Source organism: Murinocardiopsis flavida (genome assembly GCF_003014485.1).
Taxonomy (GTDB): Bacteria; Actinomycetota; Actinomycetes; order Streptosporangiales; family Streptosporangiaceae; genus Murinocardiopsis; species Murinocardiopsis flavida.
The window spans coordinates 52,498-75,524 of sequence record NZ_PYGA01000010.1; the positions used below are offsets into that span (position 1 = coordinate 52,498).

The window sequence follows — 23,027 nt, forward strand, 5'->3', positions numbered from 1 at the left end:
CCTCAACGCCCGCACCGCCGCCGACCCGCCCCAGACACCGGCCCCCCGCACCGGATAGACGACCCTCCGGCCAAACCCCGCCCCAAGCAAGACCACGCCCGACAAACCACCCCCGCATGCGCGGGGAGCACTCCAGGGCCGCGGCCAGGGCTTGCAGCATCGCCGCGTTCTGGGCGGGTCCATCCCCGCGTGCGTGGGAGCGCTCTTGCTGGCCTCGAACGCTACCGCGACGCGTCCCCGATTCCGACCACTTCTCGAAAAACGGGAACACGCACCCGAACCACGCAAATAAGTCGAACGAACCCAACCTCCACGATCCCCAATCCCCCGCAGCGCGCCGACTCGAAGCGCCTGAGGAGCGGGGGTTCAGGTGTGGCCGCTGTCCGCGCCGGGGAGCATGACCGCGATCTGGCCGCGGATGTCCATGGCGATATCCTCCACGCTCGCCGCCAGGTTCACCGACGCCGCCATGCTGACGAACATGATGGCCGACACGATGTGCGCCAGTGTCGCGGCCTCGTGTTCATCGATCCTGGCGTCGCGGCCGATCACGGCAGCGATCGCCGACTCGGTTCGGGCCGTGATCATGAGGGCGTCATTGTGGCGGGGCTCCTCGGGGTCGCCGAACACCATCTCGCGCAGGTAGGTGCGTCCGTTCTCGATCTGTGTGCGGTTGCACTCCACGATGGGGCGGACGATGGCCATCACGGCGTCCAGCGTGTCGGTGATGCCCTCGGCGTCCCTGGTCCCCCGCTCCAGTGACTCGCTGTAGTGGGTGTTCTGCACCAGCAGGAGTAGTTCGCCCTTGCTCTTGGCATAGAGGAACAGGGTGCCGGTGCCGATATCGGCGCGCTCGGCGATCTGCTGGGTGGTGACCTCGTCGACCCCGTACTCGGCGAAGAGCTCACTGGCCGCTGCCGTGATGCGTTCGAGCTTCTGCTGCTTGTTGCGCTCGCGTCGCCCCTGCGGCCGGGAGGCGGATGGCATCGTGCTCTCCTTGCGGAATAAGGCATGACCATGATCAGTTATGAGCATAGTCATTATTGCGTGGGCTCGGAAATATCCGGGTTCATTCTTTCACGCAGGTGTGCAGCGCCCGCTTCTCAAGGCGGCGCCCACGACCGATCGACGCCAAGGACCGCCCAGTCCATGACGACTTCCTCGCACTGGCAGTCCTTCGCCCTCGGCCGGGACGAGCGCCCGCACACCCAGCGAACAGCAAGGAGAGCGACCATGCCCACACTCGACGGATCCGTCGTCCTGGTCACCGGAGCCAACGGCGGTATCGGCACGCAGTTCGTCAACGAAGCCCTGGCGCGCGGCGCGAGCAAGGTCTACGCCACCGCGCGCAGGCCCCGGAACTGGGACGACGAGCGCATCGTCCCCCTCCGTCTCGACATCACCGACCGCGCTTCCGTCCATGAGGTCGTCGAGGCCGCCGGCGACGTGACCGTGTTGGTCAACAACGCCGGGGCGTCGGTGTCCAGCCCGGGCATCCTCACGCACACCGACGAGGAGATCCGCACCAACGTCGAGACCAACTTCCTTGGCCCGCTCTTTCTCACGCGTGCCTTCGCCCCGATCCTGTCGGCGAAGAGGGGGTCGGTCGTCATCGACATCCACTCATTGCTGAGCTGGTACGCCGTCGCGGGCATCTACAGCGCCACCAAGGCCGCCCTGTGGTCGGCGACCAACTCCCTGCGCCTGGAACTCGCCCCGGAGGGAGTGCACGTCGTCGGGGTGCACGTGGGCTATGTCGACACCCCGATGGCCGCTCACTCCACCGGCCCCAAGACCGACCCCGCCGACCTGGTGCGCGCCGTGTTCGACGCCACCGAAGCCGGGCAGTACGAGGTCCTCGCAGATGAGGGCTCCGCCCAGGTCAAGGCAGGGCTCAGCGCCCCGGTCGAGGCGCTCTACCCGCAGCTCAACGCGACGAACACCTGAGTCCCCGGTCCCGGGCGCCGCCGAAAGGGCGCCCGGCTCGTCCCTTTCCCGGCCCCTGGACCCCGGCCATGGGCCGTCGGGTTCAGGGATTCACGGGCGCCCCGTGGCATCAGCGGGTGAGTTGGGCCCGGAAGGCCCTGATCCTGATCGGTGCATCACGGTCCGCGGTGCGTTCCTTGAGCCGCCGAGAGAGAAGGAGAAGACGTCGATCTCCTGGAACCCGAGGGCCCTGATGAAGTCGACCGCGTCAGCGGCCATCGCCTCCACGGTGTCGGGGACCTCGCCGGTCGAGGCATCGACACCGCGGTTGTCGAACGCGATGACGTGCCGTTCCCTGGCGACGGGATCGATGATGCGCGGGTCCCAGTTGTCCAGGGTCGCGGCCAGGTGCACGAAGAACACGACGGGGACACCGCCCCTGGGCCCGAGTTCCCGGTAGGCGCAGGTCGCCCCGCCCGCGCTGATCGTGCGGGTCGGCGCGTTCGCGTACGAGGTGTTGACCGGTTCGTTGCTGGTGTCGCGCATGACGGCTCCCTGGTGGTGTGCCGGCACGTGATCTCGACGGTGACGGACGATGCCGTGAAGGCGGGGGTGGCGGGGGTCAGGTGTGGCTGATGACGGCCTTGCCGCGGATACCCCCCTGCGCCAGTGCCTGGAGGGCCTGGGGTGTCTGGTCGAAGGGGAACACCCTCCCCACCTCGGGGCGCAGTTCGCCGTCGTCGACAAGCGCGCTGATCCGGCGTAGCTGGTCACCGTCGGCGCGCATGAACAAGAACTCGTACGTCACGCCGAGCTTCCGTGCCCGGCGGCGGATCCCCGCGCTCAACGCGGTGATCGCCAGGCGCAGCAACGGGTTCAGTCCGGCCGTCCGGGCGAATTCCGGATCCGGCGGACCGGAGATCCCGATGGCCTTACCGCCGGGCCTGAGCACACGCAACGACCTCTCCAGGTTCTTGCCGCCCAGGCTGTCGACTACAAGGTCGTAGTCGCTCAGCACCTGCTCGAAGTCCTGGCTGCTGTAGTCGATGACAGTGTCCGCGCCAAGTTCGCGGACGAAGTCGGCGTTGGCTGCGCTGGCGGTGGTGGCCACGGTCGCGCCGAGGTGTCTGGCGAGCTGGATCGCGATCGACCCGACACCGCCCGCGCCCGCGTGGACGAGGACCTTCTGCCCCGGCCCCACGTTGCCGCGTTCGACCAGCGCCTGCCAGGCGGTGAGCGCGACCAGTGGTAGTGACCCCGCCTCCACGACGGAGATCGACGAGGGCTTGAGCGCCAGGTCGGCCTCGGAGACAGCGATACGTTCGGCGAAGGTACCGATCCGGTCCTTGTCGGGCCGGGCGTACACCTGGTCCCCGGTCGTGAAGCCCTGGACCTCGGCACCGACGTCCATGACCGTTCCCGCGACGTCGTTTCCCAGGATCAGCGGGAGCTTGTAGGGCAGGATCTGCTTGAACTCACCGACGCGGATCTTCTCGTCCAGCTGGTTCAGCCCGGCGGCCTCCACCCGCACGAGCACATCACGGTCCCCAACGACCGGTTCGGGGACCTCGGCCTCGCGCGGCTCCTCGTTGTACCTCGTGATGACGAACGCTCTCATCCGTTGTCGCCCCTTCTCCGTGATGCCGGGTGTGGTGGTGCGAACCGCTCCACGCTGTGCGGGAGGACCGTCTCGCCGCGATGAACGCGCCGCGGTTCGGGAGGACGCCACCGTCCCGGAGGCGCGGCGGGCAACGGTGCGGCCGGGGCCACGGGCGTGGAAGCCCCTGGCCGGTGCGCCGCTGTCCGGTCTCTCCCCGGATTCCCGCACCTGAATTTAATGATCATGATCAATAATGAGTGTACTCATATATTGCGCAAAGGGCGAGCGCGACCCGTGAGCGCACGCCGAAGGGGCACCGGACCATCGTTTCCGCACCATGGGGGACGAGAACCGCCTGAGGCGGCCCGGGTACAGCCTCAGTGGGGTGTTCGCGGCAGTGTCCAGGCGTCGAGGTCGAGGCTGCCTTCGGCGGCCCGGGTGTACGCCATCGCCGTGGTCCACACCAGGGCCAGGCGGTCGGGCGCGGGCAGGGTGGACTCGCCCGTGAACACGCGAACGCGTTCGCGTGCCGCGGTGTCGAGCTCGCCCAGTAGCTCGGCGGCGCCGCCCATCCCGGACCTTTTCAGGGTGGGCACCAGTGCCGCGATCGCCGGGGCGGCGCCGCGCCCGCCCTCAGCGATGCGATGCAGTGCCCGGCGCAGTGCACCGGTAGGCGGCCGAGGTCCGGGGGCGGGCTTCGCCGCTGTCGCTGAGCCTCTTCCGGACGCCACTGCGGGCGCGTCGACCGTCGCCTCGGACTCCCCCGCCGCGGCGGCACCGGGAGGGCCTTCTCGCGAGGATGGCGGCGGGCTCGGCGGTGGGGCGTCCAGCTCGTCAAGTCCCAGGTTCACCCGGCCCGCGTACCGTTCGGGCAGCGGGTATCCCTGTCCCGTGGCGGAACGAGAGGCGGGTCCGAAGGAGGCGCCAAAGACGGGACCAGAGGCGGGTCCTTGGGCCGGGGCGAGGGCGATGGGGACCAGCGTGCGCGGCCGACCCGGGACGGGGCGGGCGACGATGCGGGCCGCCGTGCCGGGTCGGGCCGCCACCCGTGCCAGGTTGCGCGCCGTCATGCGGTCGTCGGGCGCCGCCGGTGCCAGGGACACTCGGCCGTCAAGACCGACCACCGCGGCCGTGACGGTGCCGTCCGGGCCCGGCCCGATGTCGGTGACGTCGGCGAACACGAAGTCCTCGCCCGTCCGGTGGGACGGTGCGGCCAGTGCCGCCAGCGCGCGTTCGACCTGCCTGCCCGCCGGCTCCTCCCACAGGCTGCTCAGCGGCTCTTCCCACCACGTGGCGCCGCCGACGGCAGCGGCGGTGGCGGCCGTGCCGCCGCTCAGCCTGCCGTCGGCGCTGCCGCTCGCCGCCTGCGCGAGGGCCCCCGAGCGGGTGAGGTCGCGGTGGCTCATCGTCAGCCCGCCGAACTCGACCGGCCCCCGGTACGCGGCGGTCACCTGGCCGGGGCCGCCCGGAACGACGCCGCCGATGCGCCACAACGTCGGCGGCCCGTACGACCCCGCGGCGACGACGTGGCTCACCACCCCCGCGTAGCCCGACCCGGTGACCACGCGCTCGCACGCCAGCCCGTAGAGGCGCAGGCCACCGATTTCCGTATAGGCGCGGCGGGCCACCCCGGCGTCGGCGAGCACCGCCGCGGGGCGCGGCCCTTCAGGGCCGCCGCCCAGCCGCCAGGCGAGTTCGAGCAGGTCGGAGAGTGCCGCCGCGTAGCCGGAGAGCGCGAAATCAGGGGTCTCCGCGTCGCGGATCCCTGCGGCGGCGGTCGTGCACGCCGCCGCCAGCCGCGGCAGCCGGGCGGCGCGCGCCGCCGACGCGGCCCGGAGCAGGCCGGTGCGGTGCGGGACGCCGGCCGCCCGGACTCCCGTTGCAAGCAGGTCGGCGCCCGCGGCCCAGGCCAGGCGCGCGGACTCGGCTGCGTCGGCGCCGAGTGCGACCGGAGTTCGGAGACCGGCTGAGGGCTGGACACCGGCCGGGGCCTGGGACCCGTCCGGGGCCCGGCGACCGGCCGGTACGCTGCGACCGGCGGGATCCTGGAGACCGGCCGAATCCTGGGGCCCTGCCACTTCGGGCCCCGGGCCGGGCGCTCCGTCCGCAGCGGGGCTCCCCCCGGCGGGCTCCTCCGGGTCATCGGTGGCAACGTCGAGGACGCCGATGACGGCGAGCAGGTGCAGGCAGCGGGGGCCGAGCAGGCAGCTGCACCCGACCTCGGACGCGTCGGTGAGCACGGCCGCGTCCAGCCGCACGGTCTCCGCTCCCGCTGCGACGCGCCACCCGCCGTCCTCGCGCGTCCACTGCCATTCCCGCGCGGCACGCGGGTCGGCGTCGAGCTTGCGGCGGACCCGCGCCGGCGCCGCCTCCAGCAGCCGCGCCGCAAGCCCTGCCTCGATCACGGGACGCTCGGGGCCCGCAGCGGGCTCCCGTCCCTCTGCCTGTTCCTGTGACTGTCCCTCTGCCTGTCCCTCTGCCTGTCCCTGTGCTGTCATCCGCGCACCTTCGACCCGATCCAGGCGGCGAGCTCCTCGGGAGACAGCGCCGCAACGGGCATGCCCGCCGCTGCGAACCGCTCGGCAAGGGCCCGGTTGTACACCGGTTTCCCGGTGTCATCGAGTGCGGCCAGCCCGAGGACGTGGGCGCCGCTGCCGACCAGGGCCCTGACCTCGCCGAGGGTCCGCGACAACCGCCCGCCCTCCTCGAAGTCGGTGATCAGCGCGACGATGCTGCGCCGGGGCACGGTGACGCGCGACCGCGCGTGCGCGAGCCCTGCGCCGATGTCGGTACCGCCGCCGACCTTCACCTCCAAGAGCAGGCTCAACGGGTCGCCGACCCGGTCGGTGAGGTCGACGACCTCGGTCGAGAACGCCGTGAACGACACGCTCAGGGCCGGGAGCCCGTGCAGGACTGCGGCGACCAGCGCGGCGTAGATCGTGGAGCGCTCCATGGACCCCGACACGTCGACCACGATGTGCACGTGCCAGTCGGCGCTGCGCCTGGCGCGGCTGCGGAACACCGGCCGCTCGGGGATGACGATCGGGGCGCCGTCGTCCCCGCTGCGCGCCGTGTGCAGGTTCGCGCGGATGGTCCGCCCGAGGTCGAGCCGCCCCGACTGGCGGCGCGTGGGCCGGGGCACGCTCAGCCCCGCCAGTGCCGGTCGCATGCGCCGCGCCAGCTGTGCGACGAGCATCCGGGTCAGCGCGGCGACGAGCGGCCGGAGCCGGGCGAGCCGGGACTCCGGCAGCGCGCCGCTCAACGCCAGGACGTGTTCGAGCAGGCCGACCGATGGGACGACCCGTTCGGGGTCGAGCTCGGTCAGGACGTCGGAGCGGCCCCGCTCGGCCGCGCGACCGATGACCTCCTCGCGGACCCGCGTCCCGAACAGCGCCTCCAGTTCGGCGGCCCATTCCCGGACCGACGGGGCGGACGCCCCGGTCCCCCCGGTGGTGCCGCCGCCTCCCGTGCCGAACGGCCCCCCGTCCCGCGAGCCTTCACCATGGCCGCGCCCGTAGAGCTGGTCGAGTGCCGCGGCGGCGCGGCCCCCGTCGGATCCGGCCGAGCAGCCGGGGGGTTGGCCGAGGATCAGCCGCCAGCGTTCCAGTGGTCCGATGACGGGGACGGGGCTGGGACGGATGGGGGCGGGCGGCCGGGCGCCACCGCCGCCACCAGTCCGCGGTTCACCCGCGGGAAGGGACATGCCCGGAGCCGGAGGGAGGGGCGCGCCCGCGGAAAGGAGCACACCCTCCGAAAGGGCCGCGCCCGGTGGGAGGGCCGCGCCCGCAGGAAGGGCCGCGCCCGCGGCGGCGTCGCCCAGCACACCGGGGGCGAGGGCCTCGGCGGCGGAACGCCCCGCGAGGTCGGCCGCCACCCATGCGGCGCGGCGGTCGGCGTCGAGGACGAGGTCGCCTTCCGCGAGCTCGCCATGGTGCTCGGTGATGGCATCGAGGAAACGGGAGCGGGCAGCGGCCGACAGGGCGTCGAACCCCTCGCGGAGTGCGGGGAGCCGGGTGAGGAAGTCGCGGTCGGGCCACGACTCGATGCGGTCGCTCATGGCGTCGAGGACGGCGGGGTCGGCCTCGATCAGGGGCGCCGCGACAATCAGGACACCGGCGAGGCGGTGCGCGAGCGCGCGACCGCCGGAGCCCTCAGCGCCGTCAGCCTCCGCGGGCCGCACCATTGCACGCCCGGCGTCCTGATCCACCGCTCCCCCAGCCGGGCTTGCCGCTCCCCCAGCCGGCCCTGGCGAGCCACCGACCGGACCCGAAGCGCCACCAACCGCGTCCGGCGCGCCACCACCCGACCCCTCAGCGCCACCAGCCGCCACCGGCCGCACACCGGCACGCCCCGCGTCCGGCCCGCTCCCCGCGCCGATCGGACCGTCCACTCCCCCTCGCTGAACCGGCGCGTCCGCCGCCCCGGGCGAAGGTCCCGACAGGTCGAGCCAGCCTGCGAGGCGGGCGGCGAGGTCGGCCGGGGTGAGGGCGTCGACCAGGACCAGGGCGGACGTTGCCGCGCCCTGGGCCAGGGGTCCGCCGTCGGCCGCGAGTCGGCGCAGGTGCCACAGCAGCCGTTGGGGGCCGACCGCGCCGGGGATCGCGGCCTGGGCCTGGACCAGGCGGACGACGTGCAGGAGCGCCGCCGCGTCGGCGCGGTCGGTGCTGCCCGCGATGCCGGGCACCGATGCGACGGCGGCCTCGGCGAGCCGGGTCCGCAGCAGCGGGATCGCCGACGGCGCCGCGGCCATGCCGGGAACGCCCCCGTCCGCGACACGGTGCACCTGGTCGTGCAGCGCGACCGCCTCTGCCAGTCCGGCCCGCGGCAGTACCGCGGATCCGATGCGCTCGCCCAGTTCGGCGACGAGATCGGGCAGCCCGCACTCGGCGGCGTGCACGAGCAGTGCGCCCGCTGCGGCCGGGGTGAGGTCGTCGCCCGCCGCGCGCAGGTCGGCGGAGAGGCGCCCGCGCGCCGCGCCTTCGAGGGTGACGCCGAAGCACGACGCGATCTCCAAGGTGGCGTCGGTCGTGGCGAGCCACTGGGCGCGCCACCGGCGGCCCAGCGGTTCGGCGCCGCCGAGGCCCGAGACGTCGGACTCCTCTGCGTAGGAGACTCCGGCGGCGCGGGTGCGGCTCAGCGCGACGTGGCGGGCGCGGTCGCGCTCGTTGCGGAACGGTTCGAGGCGCAGGTCGCGGCGCTCCCTGCCGCCGGGCCCCGGCAGCCCCAGTTCGGTGAGCACCGCGGCGGCATGGACGAGGAGCCCGGACGCCGGGGCGTCGGACGCCGGTGTGCCGCGGCGGTCGCCGACGAGTTCCCGCTGTGCCGCCGCTGCGACGGCGCGGGCCCTACCGAGTGGCTCACCCTGCGCGAGAGCGCTGGTCATGCCTTCGATCAGTTCGCGCCGCCCCGGGGCGGGCAGGCCGCGGATGGCGGCGAGGTCGCGGGCCATGCGGAACGCGGCGGTGGAGTCGGGCACCCCTGCGGCGTGGCCGGTGTCGCGCAGGCGGCGCGTCACAGCGGCGAGGCGGCGGGCGGCCGCCTGCGCGACGAGCGCGGGGTCGCCGCCGGAGCGGTGGACGTCCTGCTGCCACTCGGGGTCGCGGATGCCCGCCGGGTAGCCCGACCGGGAGTCGAGCAGGTCGAAGGTGTAAGGGATCAGCGCGGTGCGGATCGTCCCCGCGCCACCGGGCTCGGGGACGGGGACCTCGTGGGTGGCCGGCAGCGCAGGGAGGCCGGGCTCGGGGACAGGAACCTCGTGGGCGGCCGGCAGCGCAGGGTGACCGGCCCCCGGACCGCCGTCCTCGGGCAGCAGAGCGGGGGCGTGGAACGCTCCGACGACCGCGACGGGGCGGCGCGCGCCCACTTCGGCGACCGTCTCCTCGACGCGGCGGCGCATCCACGCCTCGCGCATCAGGTCGCGGGGCGCCACACCGCCCCGCGCGTCCTCGTCGGCGCGGTTCAGCCAGCCCATGGCGAGCCCGGCGCGGCGGACCCTCTCGGGGTCGGCGCCGTAGGACCGCGCCTCGACCAGCCGGTCCCATAGCTCCTCGCCGCCGTCGACGCCCTCGGCGCGGGCGACCGCCGCCGCCGGGCCTGCTCCGGGCGGAGCGAGCGCCGGGCGGTCCTGCGGGGAGGGGACGGACGCGGGAAGGTCGATCGCGCGCACCGGCACCCCGTTGTCGCGTGCCCACCGCACCGCTGCGAGCTCCGGGGAGAAGTCGGCGAACGGGTAGCAGCCGTAGTCCCACTGCTCCCCCACCACGAGCGCCACCGGAGCGGTGGTGTCGGGATGGGCAAGCCACGGCAGCCACGGCTCGGCCTCCAGCGGCAGTTCAACGAGGAGGAGGTCGGGCCGTGCCCGGTCGAGCAGAGTGGGCATGGCCGCGGACAGCACGGGTGAATGGTGCCGGATGCCGATGAGATACGGGGTGTCGGCCGCCGCCAGAGCGTCGGCCGCACCGGCGGGATCAGTGTCGCTACTGCTCACAACGGCCTCCGCTCGTCGGCAGCCGCAGCGATGACGCGGCGTGGGTCCGCCGAGACACAACGGCGCGAGGAACACGAAGGCGCTCTCGCGGCCCTGCTGGTCGGCGGAGGTGGCCTGCCGCCGCGGGCCCCCGCTGCGCGATACTCCGCGAAGCAGGCGCAGTAGGGAGTGCGGAACACCCGGCGGCGCGGAACACCGCACTCGGGTGTTCTCTCCGGCCCCGCGCCCGCGAAGGCAGCGGCCCGCCGCCCGGGATCCGATGCCTCAACGGGACCGTCGCGCTATGTGCCGCTCCTATGCCGTTGACTTCAAGCGTGGATCTCGGTCCTGCGCAGAGGGGGGTCGACGCCGAGAGCGTCCTTTCCCACAGCGGGCCTGGGCAAGGCTCCTGTTCCTTGGGGTCAATGACGCCCTCGCCCCTGGAGGCCAGCTCTCCTGAGCGCTCGTGCTCTGGGGCGGCCTTGCTCCGGGACGCTCCCGCCCCGAGGCGGTATCGCCTCCAAATGCTCGCACCGGGATGCCCTTTTCTGGGACGCCCTCGCTCCCGGACGGTCTCGGCCCTGGATGCGAGGCCCGGCGCAGATTGCTCAGACTCCTGGCGGGACAACCTCGGCATGTCGCTGCGCACGCACCTCCCGCGCCCGCTTCGCGGAGTCACGCACGTCCCGCGCCCGCTTCGCGGAGTATCGCGAAGCAGGGGCCCGCGCGGCACCCCGATCGAATGTCCACCGGGCGGGCCCACGGCCGTGCGCGCCTCGGGTTCCGGCGACGCCCCGCGATCCGACGGCGTCCCGGGCTCCGGGGTCGTCCCGGGTTTCGGCGACGCCCCGGGTTCCGGCGGGGTCATCAGTCCCCCAGCACGTGGCGGAGTTCGTAGAGGTGTTTCCACAGGCGGGCGCCGTCCTCGGCGCGGTGTCGGACGGTGGAGTCCCAGTAGGCGAGCAGCCTCCCCTGGTCCTCGGCGTCGTCCTTGCGCACCGTTCCCAGCAGGTAGCCGGGCAGCAGCGACACGGGGTCGCGCACGTCGAAGTAGGCCGTCTGCAACGCGAGGGAGGTGGTGACTCCGACCGCCTCGGCCGTGCTCATGACGGTCGTGGGGCGGTCAACGGCCCAGCCCTCCGCCGACCGGCCCGAGCGGAGGTCGCGAAACGCGGTGACCAGCGCTTCGATCACGGCGTCATCGACGCCGAGCCCGCGGTCGTGGCGGGCGATCGCCGCACCGGCCTGCCGCCGCACCAGGGCGACCTCGGCGTCGAGGTCGGCGATGGGCGGTACCACCTCGAAGTTGAAGCGGCGCTTCAGCGCTGCGCTCATCTCCGAGACACCGCGGTCGCGCAGGTTCGCGGTCGCGATGACGTTGAATCCCGGGCGCGCCAGGAAACCCCCTTCGTCGGCGGCGGAGCCGTCGCCGTCCGCCGTACCCGCCAGCTCGGGCACCGCCATGCGGCGGTCGGACAGGATCGACACGAGGGCGTCCTGCACCTCGGGAAGGCAGCGGGTGACCTCCTCGACCCGGGCGAGCCGGCCGGAGCGCAGCGCGGTGAGGACCGGGGAGGGCGCGAGCGCCGCCCGGCTCGGGCCCTTGGCGAGCAGCAAGGCGAAGTTCCAGCCGTAGCGCAGGTGCTCTTCGGTGGTGCCGGCGGTGCCCTGGACGGTGAGCCCGCTGGTGCCGCTGATGGCTGCGGACAGCAGCTCCGACAGCATGGACTTTGCGGTGCCCGGCTCGCCGACCAGCAGCAGCCCGCGTTCGCCCGCGAGGGTGACGACGCTGCGTTCGACGAGCCCGCGCTCGCCGACGAATTTGGGGGTGACCTCCGCACTGGACGGCACGCCGTCGACCGGCGCGGGCAGGTGGAGCACACCGTCGCCGCCCATGATGAAGGTGACGACGGCGCGCGGGGTCATCAGCCACCCGGGCGGGCGGGGCCCTGGGTCGTAGGCGGCGAGGAACGTCAGCTCAGCGGCGTGGCGCAGCTCGGCGGGTTCGATCTGGGCGGTCTCCGAGGGGTTGTGCGCGCTCACTCCGGTCCATTCTTCGCAGTGGTTCTCGGGTTACGGGGTCCGGGGTCCGGGGGTCCAGAGTCCGGGGTCCGGGTCGGACCGGTCTGGCTCACGGTGGGCACGACGTGCGTCGGCCGCCGCGGGCACCGCTGCGCGATAATCGCGAAGCGGCGCAGGGGGCGCGGAAGCGGGCACCGCCCGCCGCCGACCGGCACCCGCGCGCGGCGGCGTCATGAAATGCGCGCGCGGAGGGACGCAAGGTCCTTCCCCAGGTTGGCGGCCTCGCGGACCAGGCCGGTGACGCCGTCGGCGAGCCGGGGGTCGACCCCCGGAAGCAGGCGTTCGACCTCGGCGCGGGTCTCGGGGAGCTGGGTCCGGTCGTAGCGGCTACGCGTGCCGATCTCCGCGTCGGCCGTGCGGATGAGGGCGTGCGCGGCGTCCTCGGTCGTGGCACGCAACCGGGCCGAGGAGTCGGGGTCGCGCGGGACCAGGTGGGCCACGTACTCGGGACGCAGGGGTTCGGTGGAACCGTCGGCATCGCGCCAAGTCAGGTTGTGAGGGAGAACGTCCATGCGTACCGACCAGAGGATCTCCTCGCGCTCGCCGCTGCGGTCGACGATCTCCAGTCGCGGATTCCCTCGGTAACGGTGCGACCGGTCGCGCACGACCACGTCGGCCGGGTCGGCCCCGGGCGGGCACCACCGGCCGGGCGGGTCGTCCTTGCGCACCTCGATGACGTCGTCGGCCGATCGCGGCGCGCCTCGGCGCAGCACGATGCTCGTGAAGCTAATCGAGCGCGTGTCTCCGGTGCCTTCAGGCTCCCCGGGAGGATCGAGGGTCTCGGACTCCCCGGAGAGAGCGGTGGAATCGCCCTCCCCGGAAAGCGCGGGGTTGCCGTCATCGAGCACCGCGCCCAACATGGGGGCGCCGGTGCCCATGACACCGTCGTCTGGATATATCGAGGTGTGCAGCTCCAGGAGCTGCGCGTGGCCCGCCGTTCCCTTGGGCCAGTCGCGGGGCCGGCTCGTCTGGATGATCCGTTTCTGCTCGGGGATGTGCAGCTCGTCGATGATGCCGCGGCGGAGCGTGCGCGCGAGGACGGCGTGCGCCTCGGCGCCGCGGACCCCCTCCGCGAGGTGCGGCGCGGCGGTCCAGCACCGCGGGTCGACGCCGACCAGGCGCGCCAGCGCCGCGCGGGCCGTGTGCAGCCCCGCGTGGAGTTCGGCGATGTGCTCCGCGAGGCGCGCCTCTGCGAGCGGGCGCAGGGGCGGCACCGTCCAGAGGCCGTAGGCGCCGTGGTGGGACACGCTGCGGTCGACCAGCGCGGCGACTGTGTCGGCGTGGCGGGGGTCGGCAAGGAGGGGCGCGTACCCGTGGGGCCCGAGAGGCAGGTCGGTGCGCCGCCCGGACAGCAGCGAGGGGATGTCGGCCTTGGCGCCGCCCTCATCGACCGGAACGCGCTCGCCCACGGCGGTGTCGAGTAGGGCGAAGCGCAGCAGGCGGTGCCCCTGGCGCAACTCGGTCCAGACCCGCACCGGGACGGCGTCGGCCCGCAGGCGTTCGGCGAGCGGCGCGACCAGGGTGAGGACGGCGTTGTCGGGCTGGCCCCGCCACGGGTCGTGGATCGCGGCGGTGACGATGCGCTCCAGCCATTGTGCGGCCTCGCCGTGTTCGCCCGTGGCGGCGAGGTGGTCGACGGCGCGGCCGTCGACCAGCAGCGGAACCCAGTACTCGGGGTCGGCGCGGATGGTGCCCTCGGCGAGGCGCAGCAGCGCGGCGCGGATGGCGGGGTCCTCGCGTGCGTGTTCGGTGATGGCGGCCGCGTTCTTAGTCCAGAAGCCGTCCTCGGCCTGGGCGGTGGCGGGCAGTTCGAGGAGGTCGCGCAGGAGGTCGCGCCGGTCGGCCTTGTGGTCGCGGCCGGCCCGCCGCGCCCAGGTGCCGACTTGGGCGACGAGGTCGACCCACGGGGCGACTCCGCCGCGGCAGCGGCGCAGTGCGAGGTCGCGCAGGCCGTCGTGGGCGCGGGCGGGGCCGTGGCGCGCGCCGAGGTCCTCGACGTACTCCTTGACCTCCCGCACGCCGACCGCGCCGACCAGCGAGAACTCAAGGTAGGTGGCGCGGACGGATTCGAGGTCGGGCGGCTCGGGAAGGGCGCGTTCGGCCGCGCGCGCGGTGGAGAAGCAGCGCTGGGCGTAGGTGCGCCGCTCGGCCGCTGTGAAGGCCCGCGCGGCTTCGTCCCACATGGGTGCGGCGTGGCGGGCCGGGAGCCGGGCGGCGATCTCGGCGTAGTCGGTGTGGGCGTGCCCGGGCTTGGTCGCGGCGCGCCGCGCGGCGGCCTCCAGCCGCCGCGTGACGGCGAGCGCCGTCGTCGCGTGGTCGGGGTCGTGCACCAGCGCCCAATACGGGTAGCGGAGCGCGGTGTCGGCGTGTCCGCGGGTCAGCGGGCTGCCCGGCTGCGCGGGGCCGAACCCCAGGTGGGCCAGTGCGGCGTCCTCGGCCGGGGCGACGGGGTCGGCGACGTGGCGCACGACCGGCCGGGCGAGGGCGGGATGGCGGTAGGTGCGCACGCGGAACGGCTGCGTGCCGGGTGTGCCGGTGTCGGGCGGCGCCAGGCCGGCCGCCGCGAGCGCCTGGTGGTGGTCGTGGGCTGCGGTGGGGGCCACGGCGTCTCCTCGTCTGCTTCGTCGGGTCCCCATGCTTACCAGTGGGTGGGGACGAAAGCCCCATCCCGTACGGGGTTCGCGGCCGACGCGGACGTCCGGCGCGCGGCGACTCCGGGCGCCCGCGCTCCCGGTGGCTCACGAGGGACGGCAGGGCGCAGCGGACGCCCGGCGGTCATAGCGCGGCGTAGCTGCGCGCGACCGCGTCGAAGGCGGACTTGGTGGGGCGGCTGCCGCCGGAGTAGGGGGTGGGCCCGTCTTCGGCGCCGACCTTGACCAGGCCGTAGCCCGCGCGGTCGAGGTCGTGCCGCGGGTCGTCGGGGTCGTGCGGGTTGTAGGGCTCGATGAACTCGAAGACGAACGCGCCGTGCAGTCCCTCGCTGGCGTAGACGCTGATCAGGTCGGCGAGGTAGGCGGCTTGGACGGTTTCGTCTCGGGGCGGCGGGGGGTCGGTGAGCGCGGGCCGCTCGCCGGTCCAGTCGATGATCCCGTGGGACGCGGGGCCCTTGGCCGCCGCGCCCTCGTGCGCGCCGCAGCCGAACTCGGTGATGGCGACCGGCTTGCCGTGCCGGTAGTGGCGGCGCAGCCCGGTGATGTACCGCCGCTGGTTGTAGGCGAGCCGGTAGTAGTTGAGGCCGACCACGTCGAACGGGGTCCAGTCGACCTGTTCCCACAGCGCTCCGGAGTAGGTGAGGGTGCCTGCGAAGTGTCGGCGGGCCGTCGCCGCCGCCTGTGCGAGGAGGGCGTTGAGCCGCCGGTTGAACAGCGGGAACCGGATCCAGCCGAGGGGGTTGGACAGCAGGCCGGTGCGCGCCTCGAAGTCGTCGCCGGGCATGATTCCCGCGGTGAAGATGGTCATCTCGCAGCCGACGTTGAGCACGGTCCCGGAGCCGCGGCGGTCGAGGTCGGCGGCGAGTACGGCGGCCTTGTCGAGGTGGGTGAGGTAGGGCTCGGAGGCGGCCTCGATCAGCCGGGGCTGCAACCAGACCTGCAAGCCGTGGTCCTGGGCGGTCTCGGCGGCCTCGGCGAGGCGGTCGAGGTCGGTGCCGTAGACGCAGACGGCGTTGCAGTGCAGCTCTTCGGCGATGCTGCGCATCTCGTCGCGGACGAGGTCGGAGCGCCACACGGCGCGCGAGGTCCGGCCCGGGGTGTACTCGGTTCCGACGTCGTAGTTGATGCCCTTGAGGGTGAGCCCTGTGCCGTTCCCGGACATTGCGCGGCTCCTCGCCGTCCATGTTCTGTATATATCGTAAACAATTATGTTTCTACCATACACAGAACATGCATCGGATGGGATGGCCGCCCGGCCGTGCGAGCACGCCCGGGCGGCCGCCGGGGGTCAGCCCTGACGGTCGCGCTCCGCCCACGCCTGCGCGAAGATCTCCGGCAGCGGCCGCAGGACCGCGAAACGCTCATGCGGCCCCGAGGGACGGCCGAGGGTGTCGGTCACCAGGCCGTACAGTGCGCACTTCGCCGCCTCGAACGGCTTGTTCGGAGCCTTCGCGTCGAGCCACCCACCCGGGAGGAACAGCGAGCGGCCCGCGCGGGCCCGCTTGTCCGACACCACGAGCCCGTGGTCGGCCAGCTCCCGCCCCGCCGCCCGCAGCCGCGCCGAGGTCCACCCGTTCCACCGCTTCACGTTCGCGTCCGTGGGCTCCAGCAGCGCCAGGTACTGGAGGTACAGCCGCGCGGCGTCGGCGGAGACCCCGAGGTGCCCGGCCGCCTCGGCGGCCAGGGCGGGCACTGCCACCGCCGGGTCCGACTCGCAGCCCGCACCGGTGCCGCCGCCCGCGGCCGCGACGCGCTCGGCGATGGCGGTGAAGCCGTCGCTGCGCAGCAGGTCGATCCGCGCCGGCAGCCGCACCCCGTAGGGGTCCTGCTCGGTCGCGGCGCGCAGTGCGGTACTGCGCGCGTCGTGTCCGAGCAGCGCGGGGCGCATGAACAGCGTGATGTCGTACCGCCCGGCGGCCGCCACGGTGAGCCCGTCGTCGCGGACGTCGCCGTCGATCTCCGCGCCGCCGGGGGCCCGGTACGGCTCGGTGCCGAACAGGTCGGCGATCCGCTTGTCCGTATGGAAGAAGCACGCCTTGAACAGCAGCCCCGGGTCGGCGAGGCGCGCGCGGAGCAGCCGCAGCGCGGCGGGGATCCCCGCGCGGACGGGGTCGCCGACCGGCAGCTCCGCGTACGCCCACGGGATGAGCGCCGCGAACGTCGACACGATGTCCGGCAGCCGCTCGGTCGCCTCGTCCTCGTACCGGACGATCGGCCGTGACCCGCTGTCGCCGACGAGTCGCGCCCGGGCCTCGGTGGTCAGCGGCGCGGACGACTCGGGGGCGCGCAGCGCCGCCAGCATCGCGGGGAGCCCGCCGCCGAGCCCGGCGCCCGCCGCGAGGGCGAGCGTCGCCTCCGCGATCGGCTCCTTGCGGCCGAACTGTTCGACCCACGCGTCGGCGATCCGCTCGGCGGCGGTGCGCATGCCGCCGGGCCGCCACAGGGCCGCGATCTCCGCCTCCGGGTCGGGGAACACCGAGGCGAGGACGTCGCGGCGCGTTCCCAGCCCGCCCTGGCCGAGCTCGCTCTGGCCGATGCGCGCCTCGGCCGCCGTCACGCCGAGGATCCCGCGCAGGTCCTTGCCGAGGAAGTCGGCCGCCCAGCTGTGGCCCCGGGGCCAGCCCGCCAGCAACTGCGCCGCGGCGCCGCGGCCGAGGCCGGTCCGCTCGGACAGCACCCCGACCGCGTCAGGGTCCCAGGGGATCGGGCCGTGCGCGGCGACCTGGTCGAGCACCGCGCCGATCTGCGCGGCCGTCCCCCACCGCAGGTCGGCGGCCGCGCGGCGCAGCACGATGTCGTCGCCGTGCGGCGGCAGCGGCGTGCCGGACGTGCCGACCTCGATGAAGTAGCGGAGCTTCCCCTCCTCGGCGCGGTCGTCGAAGAGGCCGCGGTCGAAGAAGCTCTCCCACACGTCGGCCCGGCGGCGCCCGTCGACCGCCTCGAACACGGCCTTCTTCCCCCGGCGCAGCACCACGCCGAACGCCAGGTCCGCCGCCGGGTCGGCGAACGGGGTGGTGGACCACAGGCGCAGGAACGCCGTCAGCGCCTCACGGACGCCGTCGCCGGTGGACGGGAGCGCGGCCAGCCACGCGGCGGCGCCGATCCGCCCGGTGAGCCCGGCCCAGTTGAGCCCGGAATCGCCGTGCCCGGTCATGGCGTCGGGAGCCAGTTCGCCGCCGAGGAACGCCGCGACCCGGCGCAGCTCCGCTTCGGCGTTCTTGAGGCGGCCCCGCGCCTGGACCAGGTCGCCCAGCCCCTTGCCCAGCAGGGCCGGGTCGAACGCCGGGGCCGCTTCCCGCTCCCGCTGCCCGCGCGTGAGGAACGCGGTCCGGCGGCGCGCCACCTTCGCCACGCCCTCGACCGCGTCGAGGACGCCGTCGGCGACGGCCGGGTGCGCGTCGGCCCCGAGGAGCTCCTCGACCAGCTTCTCCGTTGCGGGCAGGCTCCCGGCGGGGACCTCGCGGTCCGCGCGCGCATCGAGGTCGGCGATCGCGGCGTCGAGCAGGGCGCGCGCCCGCTCGTCGCCGACCGCGCGCAGCACCGCCGAGGCGCGCGGGTCGCGCGGCCGCAGGAAGTGCCAGAACATCGGCTCGGGCACGAACCGGACCGGTCCGCGGCGCAGGTGGTCGCCGAACCCGACGCGCCACAACGGCCCGGTGCCGTCGGCGGCGTGCAGCTCGACCCCCTTGTCCACGTGGACGAGGACGTGCCGGGCGCCGCCGGGGTAGGCGAGGTGGCCGAACGGCTTCGCGCCGCCGCTGGACCGGATCCCGCTCAGCGCGACCCGGGACTCGGCGCCGTCGGCCCCGACGATGCGGAACCCGGTCGGGCCAGCCCCGCGCTCGTGCCAGGGGCGGGCGTCGCCGAACACGGCGAACCCGGCGAGCCCCCCTGCCGCGCCGAGAGGGCTGTCGGCCGCTTCGGCGGGCAGCGGCGCCAGGGTGGAGTACCGGGGCATCAGCCGCTCCGCGCCGCCCGCCGGCTGCGCCGCCAGGAACGCCGGGAGGCTCGTGCGCCCTGCCGCACCGGTGGCGGGGTCGACCTCGTTCGGGTGGCGGTCGAACTCGCCGCGCCAGACGGTGGCGCCGTCGAAGAGCAGGCCGTGGAAGCGGTGCAGGAGTCGGCCGCCGCGGTCGCCCGGGCGGATGGCATGGCCGGTCTCGATCCGGCCGCCGTCGGGGCCGGCCAGCGGCGACCCGGACCCGTAGGACAGGTGCAGGTCGGACATCGTGCGCAGCCCCGCGTAGTGGTCCTTGACGATGTCGGCCGGGTCGTGCGACCAGTAGAACGACCACTCGTTCGCGAGGCGGAACGCGACCAGGAACTCCCCCGGCGCCGCGCCCCTGGCGTCGACCGGCCCGGTCGGCACGTACGCCGCACGCGGTTCGACGGCGCCGCCGGGCAGCCGCAGGGTGTGCTCGGCGACCCGCCCGCACGGGCCAACGGCGATGGCCTTGGCGGAGGTGCACAGGGTGAGGATCGGCCAGGTGCCGGCGGCGTGCACGGGCGGGCGCACGGGCTGGTCGCCGACGAGTTCCCGCGCGGCGTCGTCAAGGGCCTGCCAGCCGTACTCGTCGTGGACCCCGGCCCGCAGGGTCGCGCCGAGGACCGGGGCGAGGTCGGCGCCCGCGAGGGCGTCGCGCTGCGCGCCGAACGCGTCCAGGGCGGGCCCGGCGATCTCGCTCTCCAGGCGGTCGATGCGGCGCCGGGCGTTGCGCCAGCCGCCCGCTGCGAAGCCGTCGATCAGCGCCGTGAGGTGCTCGCCCACCAGCGGAGCCAGGGCCGGGAAGGCGAGGAAGGCGTCGATGCCCTCCCGCTCGCCGTGCTCGGCCAGCGCGGCGGCCAGGCGGGCGCGCCACGCGGGGTCGGCGACGGCGGAGGCGAGGTCGCGCTGCGGGGCGCCGCCCTGGGCCGCCAGCCACGCGGTGAGGTTCACGCGGGTGAGCGCGCGGGGCGCCACCACCGGGACGCCATGGGCGAGGCAGGCGTCGAGGAGGTCGGCGTCGACGGCTCCGCCGTGCTCGCCGCCCTTGTCGATCGGGACCGGCACCGCGTCGGCGATGAGGCGCCCGGCGACGCGCGGCACCAGCGCGTACAGTCCCGCCGGCATCCTCCAGCGCCCGACCTGCACGTAGTCGGACAGGCGCGCGAACCACGCGGCGGCACCGCCGGGGACGTCCGCCGCGGGGTCGGCGACCAGGTCGAGCGCTCCGGAGGCGTCGAGGAGCCCCAGCCACCACTCCCGGAACCCGTTCGCGTCGGAGCGGGGGAACAGGCCGAGGAGGGTGCGCCGCAGCCCGGCGTCGGCCTTGGCGAGCCGCAGCAGAGCGGGGCGAAAGCCCTTCCAGAAGCCCGCGGCCGCCGCGGCGGTCGCGGGGAGCTCGATGAGTTCGCCCAGCGCGCGATCGGCGGACCCGCCGGGGTCGTGCCCTGCCGCCGCCGCCAGCCCGCGGAGCTGCTTGGGCAGCTCCGCCCAGGGCGGCAGCCCGCCGAGCGTGCGGCGCAGCGCCAGCTCCCAGAACTCGGTGTAGGCGCGCTCGGGCGGGTAGCGCCCGGCGAGTTCGGCGGCGTAGCCGGACAGCGCCTTGACGGTGAGCGCGCCCGCGAACGCGAACTCCAGGAACACGTCGCGCCGGGTGGCCTCGTCCACAGGGAGGGCGTGCACCTGCTCCGCCTCGCGGGCGCGGCCGAACATGGCGGCGGCCTGCCCCGTGGACTCGGCGGCGAGGAAGGCGCGGCCGGCCTGCTCCCAGAACGCGGGGAGGTGCCCGTGCGGGAGGGTCGCCGCGAGGGCGGTGAACGCGTCGGCGGCGGCACCGGGGCGGCTGCGCGCCATGCGCGCGGCGCGCTGGAGGGGGTCGACGGCGGCGAGCGCCGCCCCGGCGTTCGCCGGGTCGTGCACCAGCGCCCATTCCGGGTAGCCGAGCCCCTGCGGGCTGCCGAGGGCGAGCGGGGCGGAGGCCGCGGGCGCGCCGAACCCGAAGAAGCCGAGGACGGCGTCCTCGGCCGGGGACCTGGTGTCGCCGGCGAGCCGCACCACGGGCCGGTCGCCCAGTGCGGGGTGCGTGTAGCGGCGGGCGCGGACCGGTTCGCCGCCGGGCGCCGAACCGAGCGGGGCAAGGCCGGCGTCGAGGAGGGCCGCACCCGGCCCGGATGCGGTGCTCATGCGCGCGGCCCCCCGTCGTCGTCCACCTTGCGCCCGGCGTAGATCGTCTCGGCCATGCGGATGCCCTCGGACCAGGCGATCGGGCCGATGTCCGCCAAAGGCAGCGGGCGCTCGTCGGCGCCGACCCAGATGAGGTCGCCGGTGTAGGCGGGCATGTCGGGGGCGTCGGAGCCGATCCAGTAGCGCGCCTGGACGGTGCGCCCGGCGTCGACGGCGCGGCACACCGCGTAGCCGCCGCGCACGGCGAACCCGCCGCGCTCGGCGCGCCCGGTGGCCTCGCTGAGCCGGTGGAACTCGGCGCCGTCGTAGTCGGCGACACTGCGGGCGTGGGCGGCCGGCTCGGCGGCCCTGCGGTACACCTCGCGGGTGAGCTGCGCGACACCCTGCCGGATGTCGAGTTCGACAGCGAACGCGCGGACGTCGTCGAGGTCCTCGATGTGCACGGGGTGCGCGATGACGACGCGCTCGGCGGTGATCCACGCGGTCTCGGCGTCGAGGTCGACCACGCCGATGCGGCCGTCCTCGCCGACACCGCGCAGGAACCCGCCGTCGCCGCCCGCCTCGGGCACGACGTAGAGGTTCTCCAGCAGGCCGCGCCAGGAGGGGTCGGGCCACACCTCGGCGAGCAGCGCGGCGGGGACGGGCAGCGACCCGAGCATCCAGGTCTCGATCCGCTCGCGGCACTCGCGCTCGTGGCGCTGGAGCCACTGGGTGAGCGCGACCAGCTGCTCGGCCTCCGCTGAGTCGCGGACCTTCTTGGGGACCGACTTGAGCCGCTTGCCCTTGGCGTTGCGGCAGGCGAGCGTGGTTCCGTCGATACCGAGGGAGTAGCCGTCTGGGCCGTCGACCCAGAGGGGCTCCGCAGCGGCGGGCGTGGCGGGAGGGGTGGTTGGCATGCGGCCCGTTATATCGGGACGGTCCGACACGAAGCGAACGCTCTCTGCCTCCTCCCTTCGGGAGAAGGAGGTGAGCTGCCGTCGCGGGCCCCCGCTGCGCGACAATCCGCGAAGCGGGCGCAGTAGGGGACTGCGAAGCACCCGGCGGCACGAAGCACCACGCTGGAGTGTTCCCGCCAGTCCTGTCCGCCGCGACTGGCGGTGCCGTGTCCGAAGCCCCGCGCGGCGGGACCGCGTCGACGGGGTGCTAGCCGAGCCAGCCGGCCAGGATCGGGTCGATCGTCACCGCGGTGAACAGCAGCGCGAGGTAGGCGTTGGACAGGTGGAAGAAACCCATCGTGCGCAGCTTCGCCCCCGTGACCCCGGCGCGGACCTGGGCGAGCAGGCGGTGCGCCTGGACGAGCAGGATGCCGCCCAGCACCGCGGCGACCAGCGGGTAGAGCAGCGTGGTGTCGGCGACCGGCCACAGCGCCAAGGACACCGCCACGGTGGCCCAGCTGTAGAGGACGCACTCCAGCAGCACGCGCTGCTCTGTGGCCACCACGGGCAGCATGGGGACCCCGGCGTTGGCGTAGTCCTCGCGGTAGCGCATGGCCAGCGCCCAGGTGTGCGGCGGGGTCCAGAAGAACACCACCAGGAAGAGCACGAACGGGGCCCAGTCGAGCCGCCCGGCAATCGCCGACCAGCCGATGAGCACCGGCATGCAGCCCGCGATGCCGCCCCACACGACGTTCTGCACGGTGCGCCGCTTCAGCAGCATCGTGTACACGAAGATGTAGAAGCCGATGGCGAACAGCGACAGCGCCGCCGAGAGCCAGTTCACCAGTGCCGCGAACCCGATGGTCGACGCCGCGGCGAGCACCAGCCCGTAGGTCATGGCGCCGCGCGGGGTGACCTGGTCCATGGCCACGGGGCGGCGCCGGGTCCGGCGCATCTCCTGGTCGATGTCGCGGTCGATGTAGCAGTTGATGGCGTTGGCGCTCGCGGCCGACATGGTGCCGAAGACCAGTGTCGCGGCGGCGATCCCCAGCGGGGGGACCCCGCCGGCGGCCACGAACATCACCGGGATGGTGGTGATGAGCAGCAGTTCGATGACGCGCGGCTTCGACAGCGCGGTGTAGGCGCGCACGTAGGCGCCGAGCGTGTGCGTGCGCGGTGCGGGTGCGGCGCCGGCGTGGGGGGCGTGGTTCGACACCGTCATCAGCGCCGTCGGGGCAAGGTCAGGTCGGCGTGCCCATGC

Annotated in this window: 12 protein-coding genes; 1 reads left to right on the forward strand and 11 read right to left on the reverse strand. The window is 74.4% G+C overall.

The genetic code is table 11. The annotated features are described in order from the left end of the window. Nucleotides 1–366: 366 nt before the first annotated feature. Nucleotides 367–987 (reverse strand): TetR/AcrR family transcriptional regulator, encoded by a 621-nt coding sequence (locus CLV63_RS15055; protein WP_106583651.1) that lies wholly within the window; start codon nt 985–987, stop codon nt 367–369. Between the two features lie 246 nt (nt 988–1,233). Here CLV63_RS15055 and CLV63_RS15060 point away from each other — a divergent pair, with 246 nt between their 5' ends. Beyond that, nucleotides 1,234–1,947 (forward strand): SDR family oxidoreductase, encoded by a 714-nt coding sequence (locus tag CLV63_RS15060; RefSeq protein WP_106583652.1) that lies wholly within the window; start codon nt 1,234–1,236, stop codon nt 1,945–1,947. Nucleotides 1,948–2,037: 90 nt separating this feature from the next. Here CLV63_RS15060 and CLV63_RS15065 read toward each other — a convergent pair whose 3' ends face one another. The 10 genes from CLV63_RS15065 to CLV63_RS15110 form a co-directional block, all read right to left on the reverse strand. Next, nucleotides 2,038–2,472 (reverse strand): alpha/beta fold hydrolase, encoded by a 435-nt coding sequence (locus tag CLV63_RS15065; RefSeq protein WP_211301320.1) that lies wholly within the window; start codon nt 2,470–2,472, stop codon nt 2,038–2,040. A gap of 76 nt (nt 2,473–2,548) precedes the next feature. Further along, nucleotides 2,549–3,544: an NADP-dependent oxidoreductase gene (locus tag CLV63_RS15070; protein WP_106583653.1), complete on the reverse strand. Its 996-nt coding sequence runs from the start codon at nt 3,542–3,544 to the stop codon at nt 2,549–2,551. Between the two features lie 359 nt (nt 3,545–3,903). Beyond that, entirely contained in the window at nt 3,904–6,024 is a 2,121-nt protein-coding gene (locus tag CLV63_RS15075) for a hypothetical protein (protein WP_146165570.1), read from the reverse strand. Beyond that, a complete protein-coding gene (locus CLV63_RS34585) occupies nt 6,021–10,013 on the reverse strand; it encodes a DUF5682 family protein (RefSeq protein ID WP_245928834.1) in 3,993 nt (1,330 codons plus the stop codon). Before CLV63_RS34585 ends, CLV63_RS15075 begins: the two co-directional genes overlap by 4 nt. Before the next feature lie 846 nt (nt 10,014–10,859). After that, nucleotides 10,860–12,035 (reverse strand): ATP-binding protein, encoded by a 1,176-nt coding sequence (locus tag CLV63_RS15085; protein WP_106583655.1) that lies wholly within the window; start codon nt 12,033–12,035, stop codon nt 10,860–10,862. Between the two features lie 209 nt (nt 12,036–12,244). Continuing rightward, nucleotides 12,245–14,677 (reverse strand): hypothetical protein, encoded by a 2,433-nt coding sequence (locus CLV63_RS15090; RefSeq protein ID WP_106583656.1) that lies wholly within the window; start codon nt 14,675–14,677, stop codon nt 12,245–12,247. A 172-nt stretch (nt 14,678–14,849) separates the two neighbouring features. Beyond that, entirely contained in the window at nt 14,850–15,887 is a 1,038-nt protein-coding gene (locus CLV63_RS15095; RefSeq protein ID WP_106583657.1) for an abortive infection protein, read from the reverse strand. Nucleotides 15,888–16,013: 126 nt separating this feature from the next. Beyond that, nucleotides 16,014–20,891, reverse strand: coding sequence for a hypothetical protein (locus CLV63_RS15100; protein ID WP_106583658.1), 4,878 nt, complete (start codon nt 20,889–20,891; stop codon nt 16,014–16,016). Next, nucleotides 20,888–21,787 (reverse strand): DUF4132 domain-containing protein, encoded by a 900-nt coding sequence (locus CLV63_RS15105; RefSeq protein WP_106583659.1) that lies wholly within the window; start codon nt 21,785–21,787, stop codon nt 20,888–20,890. Before CLV63_RS15105 ends, CLV63_RS15100 begins: the two co-directional genes overlap by 4 nt. A 247-nt stretch (nt 21,788–22,034) precedes the next feature. Continuing rightward, nucleotides 22,035–22,988, reverse strand: coding sequence for a heme o synthase (locus CLV63_RS15110; protein ID WP_106583660.1), 954 nt, complete (start codon nt 22,986–22,988; stop codon nt 22,035–22,037). Between the last annotated feature and the right edge of the window lie 39 nt (nt 22,989–23,027).